The 17,298-nt window shown below is 31.2% G+C and carries 13 protein-coding genes; 3 read left to right on the plus strand and 10 right to left on the minus strand.

The annotated features are described in order from the left end of the window. Positions 1-98: 98 nt before the first annotated feature. The 9 genes from LW133_RS01690 to LW133_RS01730 all read right to left on the minus strand — a co-directional run bounded on the left by LW133_RS01690 (position 99) and on the right by LW133_RS01730 (position 9,927). Positions 99-992, minus strand: a complete 894-nt coding sequence (locus tag LW133_RS01690) for a glycosyltransferase family 61 protein (protein WP_233075783.1) — start codon at positions 990-992, stop codon at positions 99-101. 302 nt (positions 993-1,294) lie between these two features. Further along, on the minus strand, positions 1,295-2,233 hold the full coding sequence (locus LW133_RS01695) for a methyltransferase FkbM (protein ID WP_233075785.1): 939 nt from the start codon (positions 2,231-2,233) through the stop codon (positions 1,295-1,297). Between the two features lie 36 nt (positions 2,234-2,269). Further along, positions 2,270-3,415, minus strand: a complete 1,146-nt coding sequence (locus LW133_RS01700; protein ID WP_233075787.1) for a glycosyltransferase family 2 protein — start codon at positions 3,413-3,415, stop codon at positions 2,270-2,272. A gap of 4 nt (positions 3,416-3,419) precedes the next feature. Then, on the minus strand, positions 3,420-4,736 hold the full coding sequence (locus LW133_RS01705) for a protoporphyrinogen/coproporphyrinogen oxidase (protein ID WP_233075789.1): 1,317 nt from the start codon (positions 4,734-4,736) through the stop codon (positions 3,420-3,422). Beyond that, on the minus strand, positions 4,726-5,604 hold the full coding sequence (locus tag LW133_RS01710) for an NAD-dependent epimerase/dehydratase family protein (protein WP_233075791.1): 879 nt from the start codon (positions 5,602-5,604) through the stop codon (positions 4,726-4,728). The genes LW133_RS01705 and LW133_RS01710 overlap by 11 nt, the downstream gene beginning before the upstream one ends. 101 nt (positions 5,605-5,705) lie before the next feature. Next, entirely contained in the window at positions 5,706-6,974 is a 1,269-nt protein-coding gene (locus LW133_RS01715) for a UDP-glucose dehydrogenase family protein (RefSeq protein WP_233075792.1), read from the minus strand. Next, complete coding sequence (locus LW133_RS01720) at positions 6,961-8,052, minus strand: NAD-dependent epimerase/dehydratase family protein (RefSeq protein ID WP_233075794.1); 1,092 nt, start codon at positions 8,050-8,052, stop codon at positions 6,961-6,963. Before LW133_RS01720 ends, LW133_RS01715 begins: the two co-directional genes overlap by 14 nt. A 9-nt stretch (positions 8,053-8,061) precedes the next feature. Continuing rightward, positions 8,062-8,892 (minus strand): glucose-1-phosphate cytidylyltransferase, encoded by an 831-nt coding sequence (gene rfbF, locus LW133_RS01725; protein ID WP_233075797.1) that lies wholly within the window; start codon positions 8,890-8,892, stop codon positions 8,062-8,064. Between the two features lie 123 nt (positions 8,893-9,015). Then, entirely contained in the window at positions 9,016-9,927 is a 912-nt protein-coding gene (locus LW133_RS01730) for a hypothetical protein (protein WP_233075799.1), read from the minus strand. Between the two features lie 870 nt (positions 9,928-10,797). Here LW133_RS01730 and LW133_RS01735 point away from each other — a divergent pair. Beyond that, entirely contained in the window at positions 10,798-11,265 is a 468-nt protein-coding gene (locus tag LW133_RS01735; protein ID WP_233075801.1) for an HNH endonuclease family protein, read from the plus strand. A gap of 716 nt (positions 11,266-11,981) precedes the next feature. On the opposite strand, the gene LW133_RS01740 is transcribed toward LW133_RS01735, so the two are convergent. Continuing rightward, a complete protein-coding gene (locus LW133_RS01740; RefSeq protein ID WP_233075802.1) occupies positions 11,982-12,473 on the minus strand; it encodes a methylated-DNA--[protein]-cysteine S-methyltransferase in 492 nt (163 codons plus the stop codon). Between the two features lie 713 nt (positions 12,474-13,186). Here LW133_RS01740 and LW133_RS01745 point away from each other — a divergent pair. Both LW133_RS01745 and LW133_RS01750 read left to right on the plus strand, forming a co-directional pair. Beyond that, positions 13,187-15,058: a DUF1561 family protein gene (locus LW133_RS01745; protein WP_233075803.1), complete on the plus strand. Its 1,872-nt coding sequence runs from the start codon at positions 13,187-13,189 to the stop codon at positions 15,056-15,058. 313 nt (positions 15,059-15,371) lie between these two features. Further along, positions 15,372-17,207 carry a DUF1561 family protein gene (locus LW133_RS01750; RefSeq protein ID WP_233075804.1) on the plus strand — a complete coding sequence of 612 codons (1,836 nt, stop codon included), beginning with the start codon at positions 15,372-15,374 and terminating at the stop codon, positions 17,205-17,207. Positions 17,208-17,298: the final 91 nt, after the last annotated feature.

Genomic DNA, 17,298 nt, shown 5'->3' on the forward strand with positions numbered 1-17,298 from the left:
TTTTGATGGGTCGTAAAAAGTTACTGGGTAATTATGTATTTTTTTGAGACAAGAATAAGAAAAATTTTTGCATTGTTTCTCCAGGAAAACCCTACATTTTATTTATTTTTTTCAATTTTAGAATTCATGATTTCTAGAGCTTTAGTGAGTTCTTGGGGGTTTATATAAACATTTTCTTGTTGCGGATGGATAGAAGTATCAGGTGTGTTTCCAACCATATAGGAATAATTGATATTTTTAATAAAGGCTATGGTTTGAGGAATCTTATCGTGATAGAATTCTGAAAAAATTTCAAACGCAAAGGTATTTTCTTGCATAAATATCATGTTATTTAATCCAGAGCCGTGCATTGATGCAATACATTTTATTTGAGAAAAAAAATCAATTTTTTCCCATAGTGTTAGAGTATCTGGTAATACAATCTCATAGCCAAAGTGTTCAAAAATAGCTTCAACTTCTTGAGAATTAATGATATTTCTATTGGATTTTTCTGGTCGTTTTAAAAAAACTTTTCGAAATGGCTTTGCCTTTGAAGCAAGATTTGTGTAGAGATCTTTGATAAAAAGAGGAGACATGCTTACTGCTGTTTTAACAAAACCTCTGTAATCCACTATGTCATAATCTGATGTGAGGGTGGGTATAATGAGATTTTTTGCTTGAATAGCAATTTTGCTTTCTGAGGGTATAATCTGGTTTTCATCTATTTGTAAGAGTTCAATAAGCTCTTTTTGAAAATTTAGTTTTGTAGGCAGGATATAATAATCGATTTTTATATTGTTTTTTTGACAAAAGGTTTTAACTTGATGATATCCAGCCATAATATCAATAATTAAATGACCATAACAATCTTGAATATCAGGTCTAGTTAATAAGGCGATATTTTTATTAAGCTTTTTTGAGAAAAGTAACTTAATTCTTGCAATCAGACGCTTATAAAAAATTACTCTTTTTCTTGCCCATCTTATAACAAAGTTGGTTGGACTTTTATCCAAGCAAAGAGGGTGGGTTCTATAGGAAGTATGTTCAAATAAGATATCTTTTTTGCGAGTAAAAACAATTTCATTATTTGTAAAACAATATCCATGATTTAGAATACTAACTCTAAATTCTTGAGTTTTGTGTATATAAGGGCGAAAAAATTTATGATGCTTGCCAAAAATATCTGCAAAGTGGTAATTCCCCCCCCCCCATTAAAATCTATAGTTTTACTAGGGAAAAGTATTTCAGAATGAGAAATTAAGTGTTCTTTTAGGGCTTTATCAAGGGTTATTTCTTTAAAAAACATTTTTTTACTCTAAACTTTTATAAGATTTTTAGAAAATAAGATTCTGGAAATTTTGTTGATAATGCGCGTTAATAAGCAAGGAGGCTTAAAGGAAATTTCCCAATCTATTTTATCCAAAGCAATATTTCGTTTAATTTCTTTGGGATGTATCATCTCTTTTTTATGTAAATTATTGTAGGTTTTGAGTTGAGAGAATTTGCTCTCTGATGTTGTATGGACGGCATCTTGATGATTGAAACCAATATTATTAATCATATTATTTTTTGGGTAAATTGATAGGGCATTGTGTTTCCACATTGAATAGGTAAAAGGATAGTCCCAAGTATCAATTTTTCCTTTGCTATAAGATTTTAAAACTTTAAACCAATACTTTTTTTCTTCTTTAAGGTCAAAAATTTTTAATTGTTTAAATTCTGCATTAAAATCCATAAACTCTTTTTGATAGAGTTGCCAAGAGCGTCTCCAAGATGCCCATCCCCACAAATGAGTATATTTTGAAAAGAAGTAATCTTCCTTGAGGCTTTTTTTGGCCTCTGGATTTAAATCCAAACCACTCCATCCACTAATACAAAAAACTTCTTGATTGTCTTTGTAGAGTTTTAGCATGTCTTCACAAAAATAGAAAAAATCTTGCGTTGGTACACAATCATCATCAAAAACAATTCCCCATTCTTCCTTATTAAAAAAGTATGTGATGGATTGTACATTTGATTCTTTGCAGCTTAAATGTTTATCTCTCCATAAAAAATCAACTTCACAATCCCAAGTGATCATACTGGCTAATTTATCTCTTAATGCTTTTATTGTGTGAGATTCTTGAGGAGTTTTCCAATGATTAGATGCGATATAGAGTTTTTTGGGCTTAATGAGTGCAATTTGCTCAAGAACTTTTAATGCGGTATCTTTTTTATAAGTAAGTAACAAAATCGGAATGTTAAAAGAAAACAAGATCAATCCTTAGGTATTACTAAATCCTAATTATAGCTAATTTTTTGGATGATAAAAACCTAACAATGTTTTTAACTTTGAGCAAAAAGACAATATAAGAGTTTTAAATAAATAGTAGGCAGAGATGAAGGTAGATAAAAATAGTGGCAGCTTGGGCTTGAGTTTTTTTTGTAGAATAATCTTTTTTGTATATTGATGCAATATAGGGTAGTTAGACAAGGCATTGTGAAGAGAAATAAGTCTCCTATAACTTAAAATTCTTCCATAAAATTTTGGTTGAAATAGTTGAAATAATGGAAGACTAATAAAGAAATAATATAAAAGAGTTTTAGGTCTTAAACCCTCGCTTATCTCTATATCCTTATTTTGCAGTAGTTTTTTATAGATATAAATCTTCTCGTATAAGAAAGCTCTAGTGTGAAACAAGGTATCACCACTTGGATATTCATCTTGATTATAACCACCTAGATTGATACATCTTTTTTTGTGGTGCAAGATAGCATTTGGCGGAATTTGCTTGATGATTCCTTGATAGCGACAATCATCTACATCACTATTTTTTAAGATAAGGTCTATAAGATTATCTCTTATGATTGTTGTGATTGGTTTGCTTGGGGAAATATTTTCTAGACAGCCAATTAGCGCAGCTTTACTATATTGAGGGTGATTAATCATGTGTTTCATTTCACTAAGATAGTTAGGTAGAATTTCATCGTCACTATGAAGAAGACAAACCCATTCTCCCTTAGCTAGAGTAAGGCATCGATTCCAATTACCAAACATTCCTAAATTACTTTCATTTTTATAATAAGTAAGCTTGCCTCTAAACTCTGTTTCTAGCATGGTTTGAGTAGGTGTAACTATAGTGAAATCATCCACATTTTCTACAACAATGATTTCATAGTATTCTTTAAAATCCTGATTGATAGCTGAAAGTATAGAGCGTCTTAGAGAATCTAGTCTTTTATATGTGGGTATAGCTATGCTAAATTTTATTTTACCCCCCCCCCTTGGTTCATTTTGATTAAAGATTTGAATGGATTGTATATGGAGGGTTTTTGCAAAATTATCATGACATTTAAGAAATACTTTGTTGTCAAAATCTTCCTCTAAAAATTTAGAATATTGACTTTCAACTTCTTTGATGATTGCAAGTTGTTGTTGTATTGTAAGTTTTTCCATATTTTCACCTATTAAAAATTTGTACAGCATTATATCCGCTTAGAAAGCTCTGATCACTCCATAAATAGTCCCATTCTCCAAATCTTCCGCAAGAAATTATATTTTTACTTTTTAAGAAATCTAGTATTTTGTTACGAAATTTTTCCATATCATGCGTAAAAATTACATTAGCATATGGGATGATTCTGAAATCTTCACAAATAATATCATGAGCCTTGCAGATACCCATTTCTATGAATTTTTCTTTAGTATGTTGAATGAGATATTCCCCTATATTGTGTGTCTTACATCCTACAAGGTCAGAGATACCCTTAAGGGATGAAAAGTAAATTTCTGCTTGTAGGCTTGAACAACCATCCGGAGCATTTTTAGGAGATTTAAAAGATGGACTATAAACTCTTGCAAAAAGTTTGTCTTTATCATAAATATAAAACCATAGTTCTTTTGGAATATCATTTCTATTGAAGCCAAGTGATACAAGTGCTACAGAAGTAGCATGAAGTTTTAAAGATGTATCTATAATCTCTTCTGGGGTATTTTGTATTATTTTTGTGATTTCTTTTAAGGGGAGGGTAGATACTAGGTGAGTGTAATGATCCTCTGTACCATCCTTAAATAGAATTTTTTTTGCATCTGTATCAATCAAGACAACTTCTTTATTAAAGCAAATATTTACTTTTTCTCTGAGTGATCTAAAAAAAGATCTATATTGCCCTTCTTTTGGATATCTCATTTCTTTTGCATAGTAGGTATTTGGAGTTTGAGGACTCATGGCACCATAAAGTATCTCTTCTAAGTTTGGGGTATATAATCTCTTGCCGACCCAAGATGTGCTAAGATTTTTAGCTTCTGTTGTCCAATATTTTTCTGTATAGCACATCGGAAAATTTTCAGTAAAGTAATTCCCGTATTGCGCCCTTAGCCATTGTTCAAAATTATTTATATTATCTTTAGGATTATGATTATGTATCATATCCTTTAGTGCAAGAACTTTTTCTTCTAGTGGGAGAGGATAAAGATTGTTTTGAGCAGGATGTTTGATCCAATGTCCTTTGTAATAGTTCATGGGTTTAGGGATATGTCTAATTGGTTGGCTTGAGTTGTGAAAAACCTCTTGGACATAATGATTCTCTGCGAATGAAAGATGCACAGCATGATCAAACCAAAAATTACCAACTGGGCTAGTGAGATTGAATCCTCCACACATTCCGCCCCAGTCCTGATTTTTTTCATAAATTGTGACTTTAAACTTTGGATTTATATGATAGCCTGCTGATATTCCAGCTATTCCAGCACCTAAAACAATAATTTTATTTTCCATAAATCTCTTTTATCCCTTCTTGTAATTTTATTTTTGGATTCCAACCAGGTAGTTTTGGAAGACTTGGCTCTGATATTGGAATTAATGTTTCACAAATTCTATAGGGTTTTGCTCCCCATTTGATATTGATTTTTGTGTTTGTAGCTTGCATGTAAAGATTAGCAAGATCTCTTAGGCTATAGCGTTGATTTTGTAGAGTGTAGATAATATTTTTGGGTTGCTTGGTTTTAAGGTTAAGTTGGATTAATAAATCAAATCCTCTAATTACATCATCAATATGGCTGATATCAATTTCTTGAATCCCCTCACTCATTTCTAAAACCTCTTGAGAATTAGCATATTTTTGCCATAAGTTAAAAATCTTTGGTCTTGGATCATTTGGACCATAGGTGTTATATAAAAGAAGATTACAAAATTTTGTTGGAATTTGTTCTTGATAAAAACAGATAATGTCAAAAAAAGCCTGTTTCGTCGCATCATATAGGCTTGATGGGGTGTATGTTTGAGAATTTGAGAATTGAGAGAATGTAAGTGTATTGATAAAAAATTTTGGTGGTTGGTGTTTGCAAGCCTCTAAAAGATAAGTTCCAAAAGTTATATTGGCTTGTAAAATTTCTGGAAGGTTTTGTGGATAATGCACGCTTTGGTAATTTGTTGCCAAATGGATAATGCCATCAAAATTTTGTGATCTAAAAAATTCTATAAGATTTTCAAGGTTTTCATCATAGTGGTAAATCGTGCAACAAGGCTTAATCATTTCAATATTGCTATTTTTGCGAACAAGAGCTACAATTTCATATTTTTCATGCAGTTTTAATATTAAATTTGTTCCTACAAAGCCTGTGGCACCAGTAACAAGAAGTTTCATTTTAATCCTCTAGTCATTAATATCCATTTTAAAAATTTCTATTGCATTTTTATAAGTCTTGTTTTTTGTATTTTTTAAAATATTTTTCACTTTACAACTTTTCAGAGTTTGAGAAATCTAAGGTTATAGACTTTTTTATCTGTAAAATTGCATTGCGTAAATTCTTCCCATGCTGTAGCGATAATACAAACATCGCATGCATCAACAAGCTCTTTAGAAGTTTTTGTGTAGCAAATGGGTAATGCATATATTTGTTTAAAGACATCATTTGCAATAGGATCATAAGCAATTATATTTTTAAATCCTCTTTCTAGTAGTCCATCAATAAGAGATTTTGACTTGCTGTCTCTAACATCATCACTTCCTGGCTTAAAACTCAGTCCCAAGATCCCAATCTTCGTATCTTTTGAAACTTCTTGTGAAATTTTTTCAAGATAGAAAGTCAAAATTCGCTCATTAGTTTCTATAATTCCTTTTAAAATTTTTGTATCAAAACCTTTTTCTTGTGATTTTTTGTGAAGAGCTAATGTGTCCTTTGGTAGGCAATATCCCCCAAAACCAAGCCCTGGATAAATATAGCTTGTGATATTGGCAGGACTCCCGTGGAATCTTTTATCTTGATGTAATACTTGAAAGGAGAGTTGTATATCTATATTTCCTATTTTTTCTGCAATCATACTCATTTCATTGGCAAAACTAATTTGCATTGCTAAGGTGGTATTGCTTAAGTATTTAATAAATTCCGCAGAGTTGAGATTTGTAAAAATAATTGGTGCATTAAATGGAGCATAAATCTTTTTAATAATTTCAAGTTCTTGTGATGAGCCAACAACAATTCGATCAGGATTTAAAAAATCTTGATATGCAAATCCTTCTCTTAAAAATTCTGGGTTATTGGCTAAGAAACAATCAGAATTATCTCCCATATTTACTTTTAAACCAAGTGTTTTTAAAAGAGGAATAAAAACCTCTTGTGAAGTTGATGGAGGAATGGTTGATTTGATTATAAGTGTAGGTTTTGGTTTGCAGATTTTTATGAGTGAAGCAGTTTCTTTTAAAGATGCGATTAAAAAGCTAAGGTCTGCAAAACCTTCTTTATTCATAGGAGTTCCAATACAATAAAAAACTACATCGCTATCACGCAGAGCATCTTCAAGACTATTTGTAATGAAAAACTTTTTCTCAATTACATCTTGCAAACCTTCTTGTAAACCATCTTCAAAGAAAGGTATTTGACCTTTTTGTAGTAATTTAGCTTTTGATTGATCTATCTCATAACCAAAGGTTGTAAAACCTTTTTTAGCAAAACCAACTGCTGTGGTAAGTCCAACAAACCCTAATCCAATAACTGTGATTTTAACGGACTTCATTATATTGTTCCTTTAAGAATCTAAGATACCTTCCAACTCCCTCATATACAAGTATCGTGGGATTATAATCCACCTCTTTCTTTGCTTTTTGTATATTTGGGCATCTTCTTTGAGGATTATGTGTTAGATAATCTTTTTCTTTGGATTGATCATAAATAGCTTTTCCTGTATAGCCAAAAATCTCTTTTCCTTGTTGCACATATATATTTGAGAGTTCTGTGATTGAAATTTCTGGCTTATCTATTCCAATATTGAAATAGTCAAAACGATCGTGTAATAAAACTTTTAGATAGCCAGAGATTGCATCTGATATATAGCAAAAAGTTCTAGTAGGAGTTCCTTGACTTAGTATTTTAATATCTATATTTTGAATTACTGCTTGTGCAAAGTCAGCAACAACCCTTTTGTCATTAACACCGATACCAGGTCCATAGTTATTAAAAGGTCTTGCTATTGTAATTGGCATTTGGTATTTTTGGTGGAATAAGTAACAAATTGTTTCCCCAAATCTTTTTGATTCATCATAGCATGCTCTTGGGCCAATACAAGCTACATTGCCGCGATATTCTTCCGAAGTTGGTATATTTTCTAATGAAGGATCTCCATAGATTTCAGAACTCGAAAAAAATAAAAAACCTTTTAATGCTCTATTTTTGTAAAACTCTAGTAGGTTTCTTAGTCCCCAGACATTTGCATCTAGTGTCTCAATTGGATATGCCCTATAAAAACTAGGAGAAGCAATACTTGCTGCATGAATAATTAAATTTGCATCAGCAGCATTTGGAATTGTTGCAATATCATCTTTAATGATATTAAATTCATTGATTTCTAGGATATTGCCAGAATCTTGCATCAGAAGATCTAGCCACTTTGGTTTACCAAACATAAAATTATCAAGACCAATAATTTTTTTTAGATTCAAAGTTTTTGCATATTGCACAAAGAAGTGCATAAGATAGAAACCCAAAAAACCGCCACATCCTGTAACAAGTATGGTGGAATCTTGAAGTTTTTTCTTTTGTGTAGAGTTTAAGCTTTCAAAGATATAGTTTAAATCTTCATTTACAATATGATTCATTGTTTCTCCTTATTGCCATTTTTTCCACGGAGCGCAGTTGTGTTGCCATAAATACTGAAGGTCATTTTTGTCTTTTAAAGTATCCATACATTTCCAAAAACCATGATGTTTATAAGCATATAGCTCCCCATCTTTAGCTAGATCTCTAAGAGGGTCTTCTTCAAAAACAACACTAAGTGGATCTTCTTGTATGGATAGTTTTTTTTGTTGAGCTTGATAAATATAATCAAAAACTTTAGGTTCGCACACAAAAAATCCTCCATTGATATAACCAGAGTCATTGATATTTGCGTCCCCTTTGGGTTTTTCTACAAAACTATTGATTTGATTAGTTGTATTATTAATATCTAAGACACCAAATCTGCCATTTGGCAAAATTGAAGTCATTGTTATTGCTTTTTTGTGTTTTTTATGAAAATCTAATAATTTATTGATATCAACATCACAAAGCCCATCGCCATAGGTAAGCATAAAAGTTTCATTATTTACAAAGTCTTTTGCATGGTAGATTCTACTACCGGTCATTGTATCTTGTCCTGTATATAACATTGTAACCTTCCAGGGTTCAATCCTCATTTTATGCATATGGACATCATTATTAGACATATCAATCGTAATATCAGAATATCTTGCATAATAGTTCAAAAAATATTCTTTGATTACATGACCTTTATACCCTGTTAATATAATAAAATCATTAAAGCCATAATGGCTGTAGATTTTCATAATATGCCATAAAATAGGCTTCCCTCCCCCTATTTCCACCATAGGCTTTGGTTTTAGGGTAGTTTCTTCAGACAACCTTGTTCCAAGTCCGCCAGCAAGAATTAATACCTTCATGTTTCCTCAATCTGTTTAACTTTTTTCTCATTATATCAGTTTCATGGTTTAATTACAAGATATGCCTAAAATTGGCATGAGTGACCGAGGTATTGAAAACTTTATGAAATAAATATATTTTGTTTATTTTTTTGATATTATTTTTGAAACTTGAGGGTAATGCTCTAATATTTTTTCAAGTTGAACTTGATTTTGACCCCCGATACCATTTTTATCTCCAAGATTTGGACTTTCAAAATGAGAAATACTTTTTTTGGGATATTTTATGCTATTGTTTACCACCACTGTTTGAGTGTTTTTTAAAATAGCCATACACCAGAAGTATAAATCATCAGCCAGTGGAGCTAATTTTGTTATTTTTTCATAATCAAGAATGTCTTCATGAAGACAGTTTGGGGGATACATTACACCTGCTGCCCCTACAGCTAGGTGGTTAAGAGAAGGTACTTTGCTTTCTGTAGAAACCCATTTATTTACAGGAGTATGAAGCTCAACTTTGGCTGCTAAATGCGTGTTAATACACATTGGAAATTTGCAATAAGATTCCCAAAGAGAGGTTAGCCAATATTTGGGATAATAAATATCATCATCTACAGTTATGATAGGTAGATTAAGATTGAGCTGCAAGGTTGGAAGGAGTTTTTTGTATGATTTAAGATCTTTACACCATCTAATCTCTATAGCCCCCCCCCCTCTTACTTTTTTGTTTTCTACTATTTTTATTAAAGTTGTAGGAAGTTTTTTATCAGGAAATTGTTCTGTTGCTAACCATAATATAATTTTTTGAGGAAGTTTATCTTGTCTAATTAATGATTGAAGCGTGTAATGGACATATTTGATTCTTGCTGGAAATGATGTGAGAGAAATGATACAGGGTAAAACTTCCTTATCTAATCTTGATTTATGAAATTTAAAAACAATATTCCACCATACACGATGAAGAATAACCACGGCTGTATATCTAAAAAATCTGTAAGTATCAACAAGAAGTTGATAGCGTTTTAATCTTGCTCGAAGTTTTTGAAATAAAGACATTTGAATCCCTTGATAGTTTTATAAAAAATAAAGTCTTAAATTAGCTTTTCAGCTACGGGTATTTCTTTTAGATAACTTTAGAGGCATTTGACTTTATCCAAAAGAAATCCTTAAATAAAACTTAAAAAATGTTGAAATTATAATACTTTTCTAAAAATAAATCAATATAATTATTGATGAAGAATTCAAGGTGAATAAGAATCATAGAAGTCAAATAAGTTGCAAAGACTATGTAATGTCTTGTTTGATATTACAGAGAATATTTTTTGCTCCAAACAAAGAGTGGGAGTCGTTAAAATTTAAAAAGCCAATCAAAAGTTTATTTTATTTGTGTAAAGCAATGCTTTTTCTCAAAAAAATTTATAGAAGGGTAGGGGAGACTTGTCTTGATAATTTGTTTTGATTAAGTAATAAAAGAATTTTAATCTTTCTAGTCTAAATATTTTTTATTATATAGAGGATATCTTAATGAGAGTATCAAAGGAAGAAAGACACTTAAAGACTCCTTTCTTTTTGCAAAAAGTTTTGGTGCTAAAAATACCATGATAAGATTCAATTCCACTATTGCCCATTCCTTTAATGAAAAGTTATTGTTGGTAATTGTATGTAATACAATCATTGATTTTTGGATAAAAAAGCAAAGTTAAAGAAGATTATAATGCAAATACGCTGCCTTTAGTGGCTGATTTATATTGAAAAGGAAGAAATAGTGATGTTCTAACATAAGCATAAATAAAAACAGTACGAAAAGCAGAAATTTTAATATGTTCTTTAGCTGGGCTTGGAATTATAACTAATTTTTTAGTAAAACTAATCAATAAGCCAACTATTGCAGAAGTAAAACCAATTGTTTTTAATGCGTATACCTCATTGTATTCTAAAGGAGAGTTAGATTTTCAGACAGATACAAAGCAAATTTTAGAAAATGAGATATTGTTTAAAAAACAATTTTTTAAAACAAAAAGACATATTCCAGCACTACTAACTCTTAATCTTTATGTAAAATATCCAAATCAAGCAGTTAATATTAAAGCTGAAATTGAACATATTTTTCCAAAAACCACACAATGGAGACCAAGTTATACAGGTTGGGATAAAGAAGAAGCAGAGTCTTATATTGAATCTATTGGTAATAAAATGTGGCTTGAAAAAAGATTAAATATTAAAGCAGGTAACAATTATTTTGACGACAAGAAAGAAAAATATAAAGAATCAAAATTTTTAGAGGCACAGGAGTTATCTCGAACCACAAAAAATGATTGGTTAAAGGAAGATATTGAAACAAGAAATGAAGAAATCTATCAAAGATTAAGAAAGTTTTTTGAGGAAAATATTTAAAAATATTTTAATATTAACTTTATATGAATTTAATCTTTGAGTTTGCTTATATATTTAATTTTTTAATAGCAAATAATGAGGATTCTATAATTTGCAATCCCTTTGGTAATTTTACTACAGGTATTGCAGTAATTTTGTTGAATGGAAAATTCATAGGTGCTGAAAAATAAAGTGAGTTTTATAGATATACCCAATAAAGAGAAAAACAGAAAAATTTTAATGTGATGAGTGTGGAGATTCTTATAAGCTATATATGAATTATAAAAAATTGTAAAACAATCTTTTATAAATAAGGTTAAAGGATAGTAAAAGCAGTGTAGTAGAGGCAGTAATATCCTGTATTGCAGGTGTATATTTTTCCTTTGAGGAGGGTTATAGAAGATATATAAAGTTTTTTAAAAATGTATATTAATTTAAGCTTTATTTTTGAATTATTTTAAAAGATATCTTTTTTGGAGCAATCCTTAAGGAATCTTATTTTTAAGTTGTGTTAAATTCTAGGTTTTGCAAAATATATAAAGTTTCTTTTGTTTGAATTTTATGATTTTTTTAGAAAATCTTATAGTCTTTAGTGCAAGTTGAGATATTTTTCTCATGACTTATGACTAATCTAACAAAAAACAAAGTTTTTTACATTAGAATAATTCTGAATAACTTTTGTAGTTTTTTATCTCTAGAAAAAAATATATTTTTTATATTTTTAGGGGGGCATGAGGTTATTTTAAAGCTCCTTCAAGTTTTAAGAGTTGTAGTTTTTTATCCAAACCGCTTGCGTATCCGACCAAACTCCCATTAGTACCAATTACTCTGTGGCAGGGCACTATAATCGCGATTTTATTGCTTCCTACAGCCTTGCCTACCGCTTGAGCTGACATGCGTTTTATATTGCGTCTTTTGGCAATAATTTGTGCAATTTCTCCATAGCTTATTGTCTTCCCAAAAGGGATTTTGCATAAGATATCCCATACTTCTTTTTGAAAATCACTACCAATAAAACGCATAGTAACACTAAAATTTGGCTCTTTTGCATTAAAATAAGTTTCCAGCCACTTTTTTGTCTTTGTTAAAATTGTATTTTCTTGATTTTGAAGGTGTGGGAAGTTTGTGTTTAAATCCAGATCATCTGTAAAATCTAGTGTAATAATACTATTAGAATCTGCAGTAATTGTAAGACTTCCAAGTGGTGATAAAAAGTTGGTGTAATACATAAAAACTACTCTTTTTGGATTGTAATGATTAGGGCGGTAAGATTTAGGCTCACGACCTTATCCACTCCAAGGCTACGCACTAATTAGGATATACCATACTCCGATAGTCGCGATTATAGCATAAAAGCTTAGTTTTTATTTTTAATCAATATCAAAATACTTTTGGTAATTTTTTTTGTATGACAAGTATGGGAATGATGATTATAGGGCGTTAAGATTTAGACTAGATTCTAATTTTGTTTTAAAATCCTCTTTGATTAATAAGAAGCTTTTTATTCCATTATAACAAACTATCAAGCAGGATTTGAGTATTACTTTAGTTTTGATGAGAGTAAATATATTTCTAACTCAAAGTCAAGAGAAGAAAGATAAAGAAGTAGAGAAAAAAGTAAAAAAGAAAGAAGTTTAGATTTGTTTAGGTTAAATTTTTAAAAATATTTAAATTCTCCATAGTATCAAATAATTCTGTTAATCAGAGTATTAAATAAAATTCTAAAAAATCATGGAATCTAAAAAATATGATGTGATTTATCAAATCTTTTAGGTTCGATATTGTGGTTTTGTATAGTTTAACAATACAAAAAGTAACATTTAAAAATTTTTGTAATTTTTTTTAAAAGCACATAGATATTTTTTAAAATTGTTGTATACACTTGTTGATATACCAAATAAAGAGATAAAAAATGAATAAAATTTTCTATTTGATCTTATTGATGATTTCTAGTTTACTTTATGCAACAGATTCTATTACTCAAAAATTAGCAGATGAACCCCATGATAGATCGTTGGTAGTTGATGTTGGGGAAAAGTACTATTGCTATACACCAACATTTGACAATAATGAAGGTTATGTTTTTCTTAGTGAAACAACTTGTGGAACAAGGGCAGCAAATATAGCAAGATATGATGTTTTTGAAAGAATTGCTTTTAAAGTTAAATCCACATGGCTTTGCTTGACTGCTCCAGATAGCGTCACAGGATATGAAGGAGAACAGAGTCAATCTTGGGATTATGTGGTTTTAAGACCTTGTGTTATTAATGATCCTAATCAAAAATTTATTATTAAAAATCGAGCATTCTATACTTATGATGGAAAATATAGGTTACAAGATTATCGTACATATATTGTGATTTCTAAAGATAATTCCTATACGAATCAAACATTAAATTTTAGAATGAACACTTGGCTACAAACAGTTGCCAAACCAGTAACATTGGCTATAAAAACACATCTCATTTGGTCATTAAAAGAAGGTGATAAAGTAGAAAATTATGCAATTGGTAATGGTGGTAGTAGCAAGGTTGAATATGCGCCGTGGCTTTATTATAATACTGATGATGGGAGAATTTTTTCTTATATTGCCAATAGTGGTAACTTAATGTGTTTATCGAGTTCTCAAACGGATTCGCAAAGTTGGAATTGGGTATCTTGGGTATATTGTAATGACTTGACACAAAGTCCAGAAAATACTCATTGGAAATTAAGAGCGTTTGTTGATAATAATGGGATTGTTAGTGATGTTAATGGAAATTTATTACGACTAACAAGATATGGAACTCATTGGGGGGTAGCTTATACTGCTGCTCTTGATTATGTAGAAACTGACACGACGCATTCTCCTACTTCTGATTTTACACTGTCTAAAGATATAGGAAAATGGCTTAGATATGCTTATGGAAATATGGGAAATAATCTTACATATTGTCCTGCTCCTGGCAAAGTTGAAACTCATAGAAAAAAAAGACAACTTCCACCCACTTTTAGTCTTACAGAAGAGTGGACACAAAGACTTTATGCTATAGCAACAACAGCAATAAGTGGAACAACCCCTGCTGTAGGTATTTGTGGAACATGTTTATTGCATACCCACGAGATGTTGGCTGAACTTATGAGACATGGTTATGGAAATCCTCCAACTACTGGAGGGCATTTTTTTGATGTAATCCCTCATACAAATCCTTTTATTAACTTTAGAGAAAGATTTCCTGATTTATCAGAAAGGCTAGAGGGAATTATGAATTATAGAAATGTTCCACTTGAAGATGATGGGGACATGTGGGATCGTAGAAGAAGGGTGATTTATGCCACTAATCAAGCACTTGCTCCACAAAACATTTGGATACCATCACCTATAGCAAGAAACACAGAAGAAATGCGTGATCTATATGCTAGAATCATGCATTCTCCTTTGGGGTCGATATGGACAATTAGTATGTCTTTTATAAGGCCGATTCAGCCACAACCTCGAACTATTGGGCATAGTCAGCCAATTATTAGAACTCAAGAAGGATTAATTTTACTACCCACAAATACACCTTCATGGAGTATGGAGCACTATAGACAAGAGCTTGCACCAATTACAAATTCTGATGAATTTATCAATAGAATAACTGATCGGGGTGGAAGGCAGATTTTTGCTACTTTTGCATTTATGGTTAGTGAATTTCATCAACAAGATACTTATGAGAGTTTTATTTCAGTAAATAACTGTGAAGGTGGTGGTGAGAATAGTAGAGGAAGTGGTAGATATCCTCGAATTAATGCAATTAATCAGTGTATGCCAGGTCGATGTGCAATACAATAAACAAAACAAGAGATAAAGAATGATAGATTTGTAAGTAGTAGAGATTTATAAAATACTATTACAAACTGCTATAATGGTTGGATTTTTGGTATAACTTTAATTATGTTGATATTGTCTAGTTTTAATGAAATTAAATATAATAAAAATTTCTATATACATGTTAATAGATTTGCTCCTAATAACATATTACATTATGGCATACCCATATGGGTATATAAAATAAATTGAGAGGTTTAAAAAAATGAATCATTTATCTTTTTTCACAAAGATAGGATATAAAATATTATTTATAATATCTATATTGATAAGTTTGATGAGTTTCACCAATGCAAATACTCCAGATACTGTAGTGCAAAAATTAGCTGATGAGCCTGTTGATAGAACATTGAATGTGGATATAGGTGACAGGTATTATTGTTTCACCCCTATGTTTGATTCTAAGGATGGTTATTTGCAACTTGATATTTCTTCGTGTGGCACTAAGGGGGCTAGTCCTTCGCGTTATGATATTTTTCAAAGAGTAGCCTTTAAGGTTAATTCTACATGGCTTTGCTTGACTGCTCCAGATAGCGTCACAGGATATGAAGGAGAACAGAGTCAATCTTGGGATTATACTATCTTAAGGCCCTGCGCAATCAATGACCCTAATCAAAGATGGATAGTTAAAGATAATGCTTTTTATACTTATGATGGTAAGTATAGATTGCAACATAACAATAAATTTTATACTGTTATTTCAGAAGGCAATATTTATGCTAATCATACGCTAAATGCTAGAATGGACCAGTGGAAGAAAACTATAGCTAAACCTGCAACTATCGCTGTTAAAACATTTTTATCTTGGTCTTTGGATTCTGAGTCCTATTACATAGAAGAATCTGTAAGCAAATCTCCTTTGCTTTATTACAATACTCAGGATGGAAGAATATTTTCTTATCTTCCTAGCAATGGTAGACAAAAATGTTTAGCAACTTCACAGCTCAAAGACCAGCAATGGAATTGGTCATCTTGGGTGCTTTGCGATGATTTTAGTGATTTAGATTATACGCATTGGGATCTGTTTGCTTTTGTTGGTGGTACTGGTGAAATTAAAGATAAAAATGGAAATTTATTGCGTGTTACTAGATATGGTTCAAATTGGGGGGTGCCTTATACTGCTACACCTAGTTTTTTACAAACCGATACCACTAACTCTCCTACATCTGAGTTTAGCATGTCTGAAGATATAGATAAATGGCTTAGATATGCATATGGAAATATGGGGGATAACCTTACTTACTGTCCAGCACCTGGTATTGCTAAGATAGATCAGCATTCACGAACCAAGAGGCAATTACCTCCAACCTTTGAGCTTACAGATGCATGGACTAATAGACTTTATACTATAGCAACAACAGCAATAAGTGGAACAACCCCTGCTGTAGGTCTTTGTGGAACATGTTTATTACATACTCATGAGATGTTAGCTGAACTTATGAGGTATGGTTATGGAAATCCTCCAACTACTGGGCATTTCTTTGATGTAACACAACATACAGATCCATTTTTAACCTTTTCTCAAAGATTTCCTGATTTGGCTGCAAGATTGGATGGAGTTATGAATTATAGAGATTATCCAATAACACCTGGTGAAGATCGATGGGTGAGAAGAAGAAGAGTTTTGTATGCAACAAATCAAGCTTTTTCTCCTCAAAATGATTGGTCTGTAACAGAAGTGGTTAGAACCCAAGAAGATATGCAAAATTTATATAGGACTATTATGGATTCCCCTCCAGGTTCTTTATGGACTATTAGTATGACTTATACAAGGACAGGGGCTAATATAGTAGGACACTCCCAGCCTATGATTAGAACACAACAAGGGTTAATCATTATACCTACAAACACTCCTACAGCCACCTTAAGAAATTTTAGGGCCCAACTAATTCCTTTTACTACTCCGGATCAATTTGTTCAATGGCTTAATGATAGGAGAACTATTCATGCAGTTTTTGCCTTTAGAGTAAGTGAAGCTCAACAAAGCTCTTATGATCGTTTTATTTCTGTGAGCAATTGTACAGGTGAGGGAGAAGGAAGTAGAGGTAGTGCCGCATTTCCTAGAATTAATGTAATCAATCAGTGTGTTTCTGGAAGATGTGCTATACAATAGTTTTTGTAAAAGATTTAGAGGGGTGATAGCCCCTCTTTGCAATCTCAATTAAAAGAATTCTGATTTTTTGTATTCTAAAATTAGAAGGCAA

This window comes from Helicobacter anatolicus (genome assembly GCF_021300615.1).
GTDB lineage: Bacteria > Campylobacterota > Campylobacteria > Campylobacterales > Helicobacteraceae > Helicobacter_H > Helicobacter_H anatolicus.

Excerpts from the sequence above, each read along its gene's own strand:
- LW133_RS01700 (WP_233075787.1), bottom strand. The coding sequence starts at position 3,415 with ATGGAAAAACTTACAATACAACAACAACTTGCAATCATCAAAGAAGTT.
- LW133_RS01705 (WP_233075789.1), bottom strand. The coding sequence starts at position 4,736 with ATGGAAAATAAAATTATTGTTTTAGGTGCTGGAATAGCTGGAATATCA.
- LW133_RS01710 (WP_233075791.1), bottom strand. The coding sequence starts at position 5,604 with ATGAAACTTCTTGTTACTGGTGCCACAGGCTTTGTAGGAACAAATTTA.
- LW133_RS01715 (WP_233075792.1), bottom strand. The coding sequence starts at position 6,974 with ATGAAGTCCGTTAAAATCACAGTTATTGGATTAGGGTTTGTTGGACTT.
- LW133_RS01720 (WP_233075794.1), bottom strand. The coding sequence starts at position 8,052 with ATGAATCATATTGTAAATGAAGATTTAAACTATATCTTTGAAAGCTTA.
- rfbF (WP_233075797.1), bottom strand. The coding sequence starts at position 8,892 with ATGAAGGTATTAATTCTTGCTGGCGGACTTGGAACAAGGTTGTCTGAA.
- LW133_RS01730 (WP_233075799.1), bottom strand. The coding sequence starts at position 9,927 with ATGTCTTTATTTCAAAAACTTCGAGCAAGATTAAAACGCTATCAACTT.
- LW133_RS01740 (WP_233075802.1), bottom strand. The coding sequence starts at position 12,473 with ATGTATTACACCAACTTTTTATCACCACTTGGAAGTCTTACAATTACT.
- LW133_RS01745 (WP_233075803.1), top strand. The coding sequence starts at position 13,187 with ATGATTTCTAGTTTACTTTATGCAACAGATTCTATTACTCAAAAATTA.
- LW133_RS01750 (WP_233075804.1), top strand. The coding sequence starts at position 15,372 with ATGAGTTTCACCAATGCAAATACTCCAGATACTGTAGTGCAAAAATTA.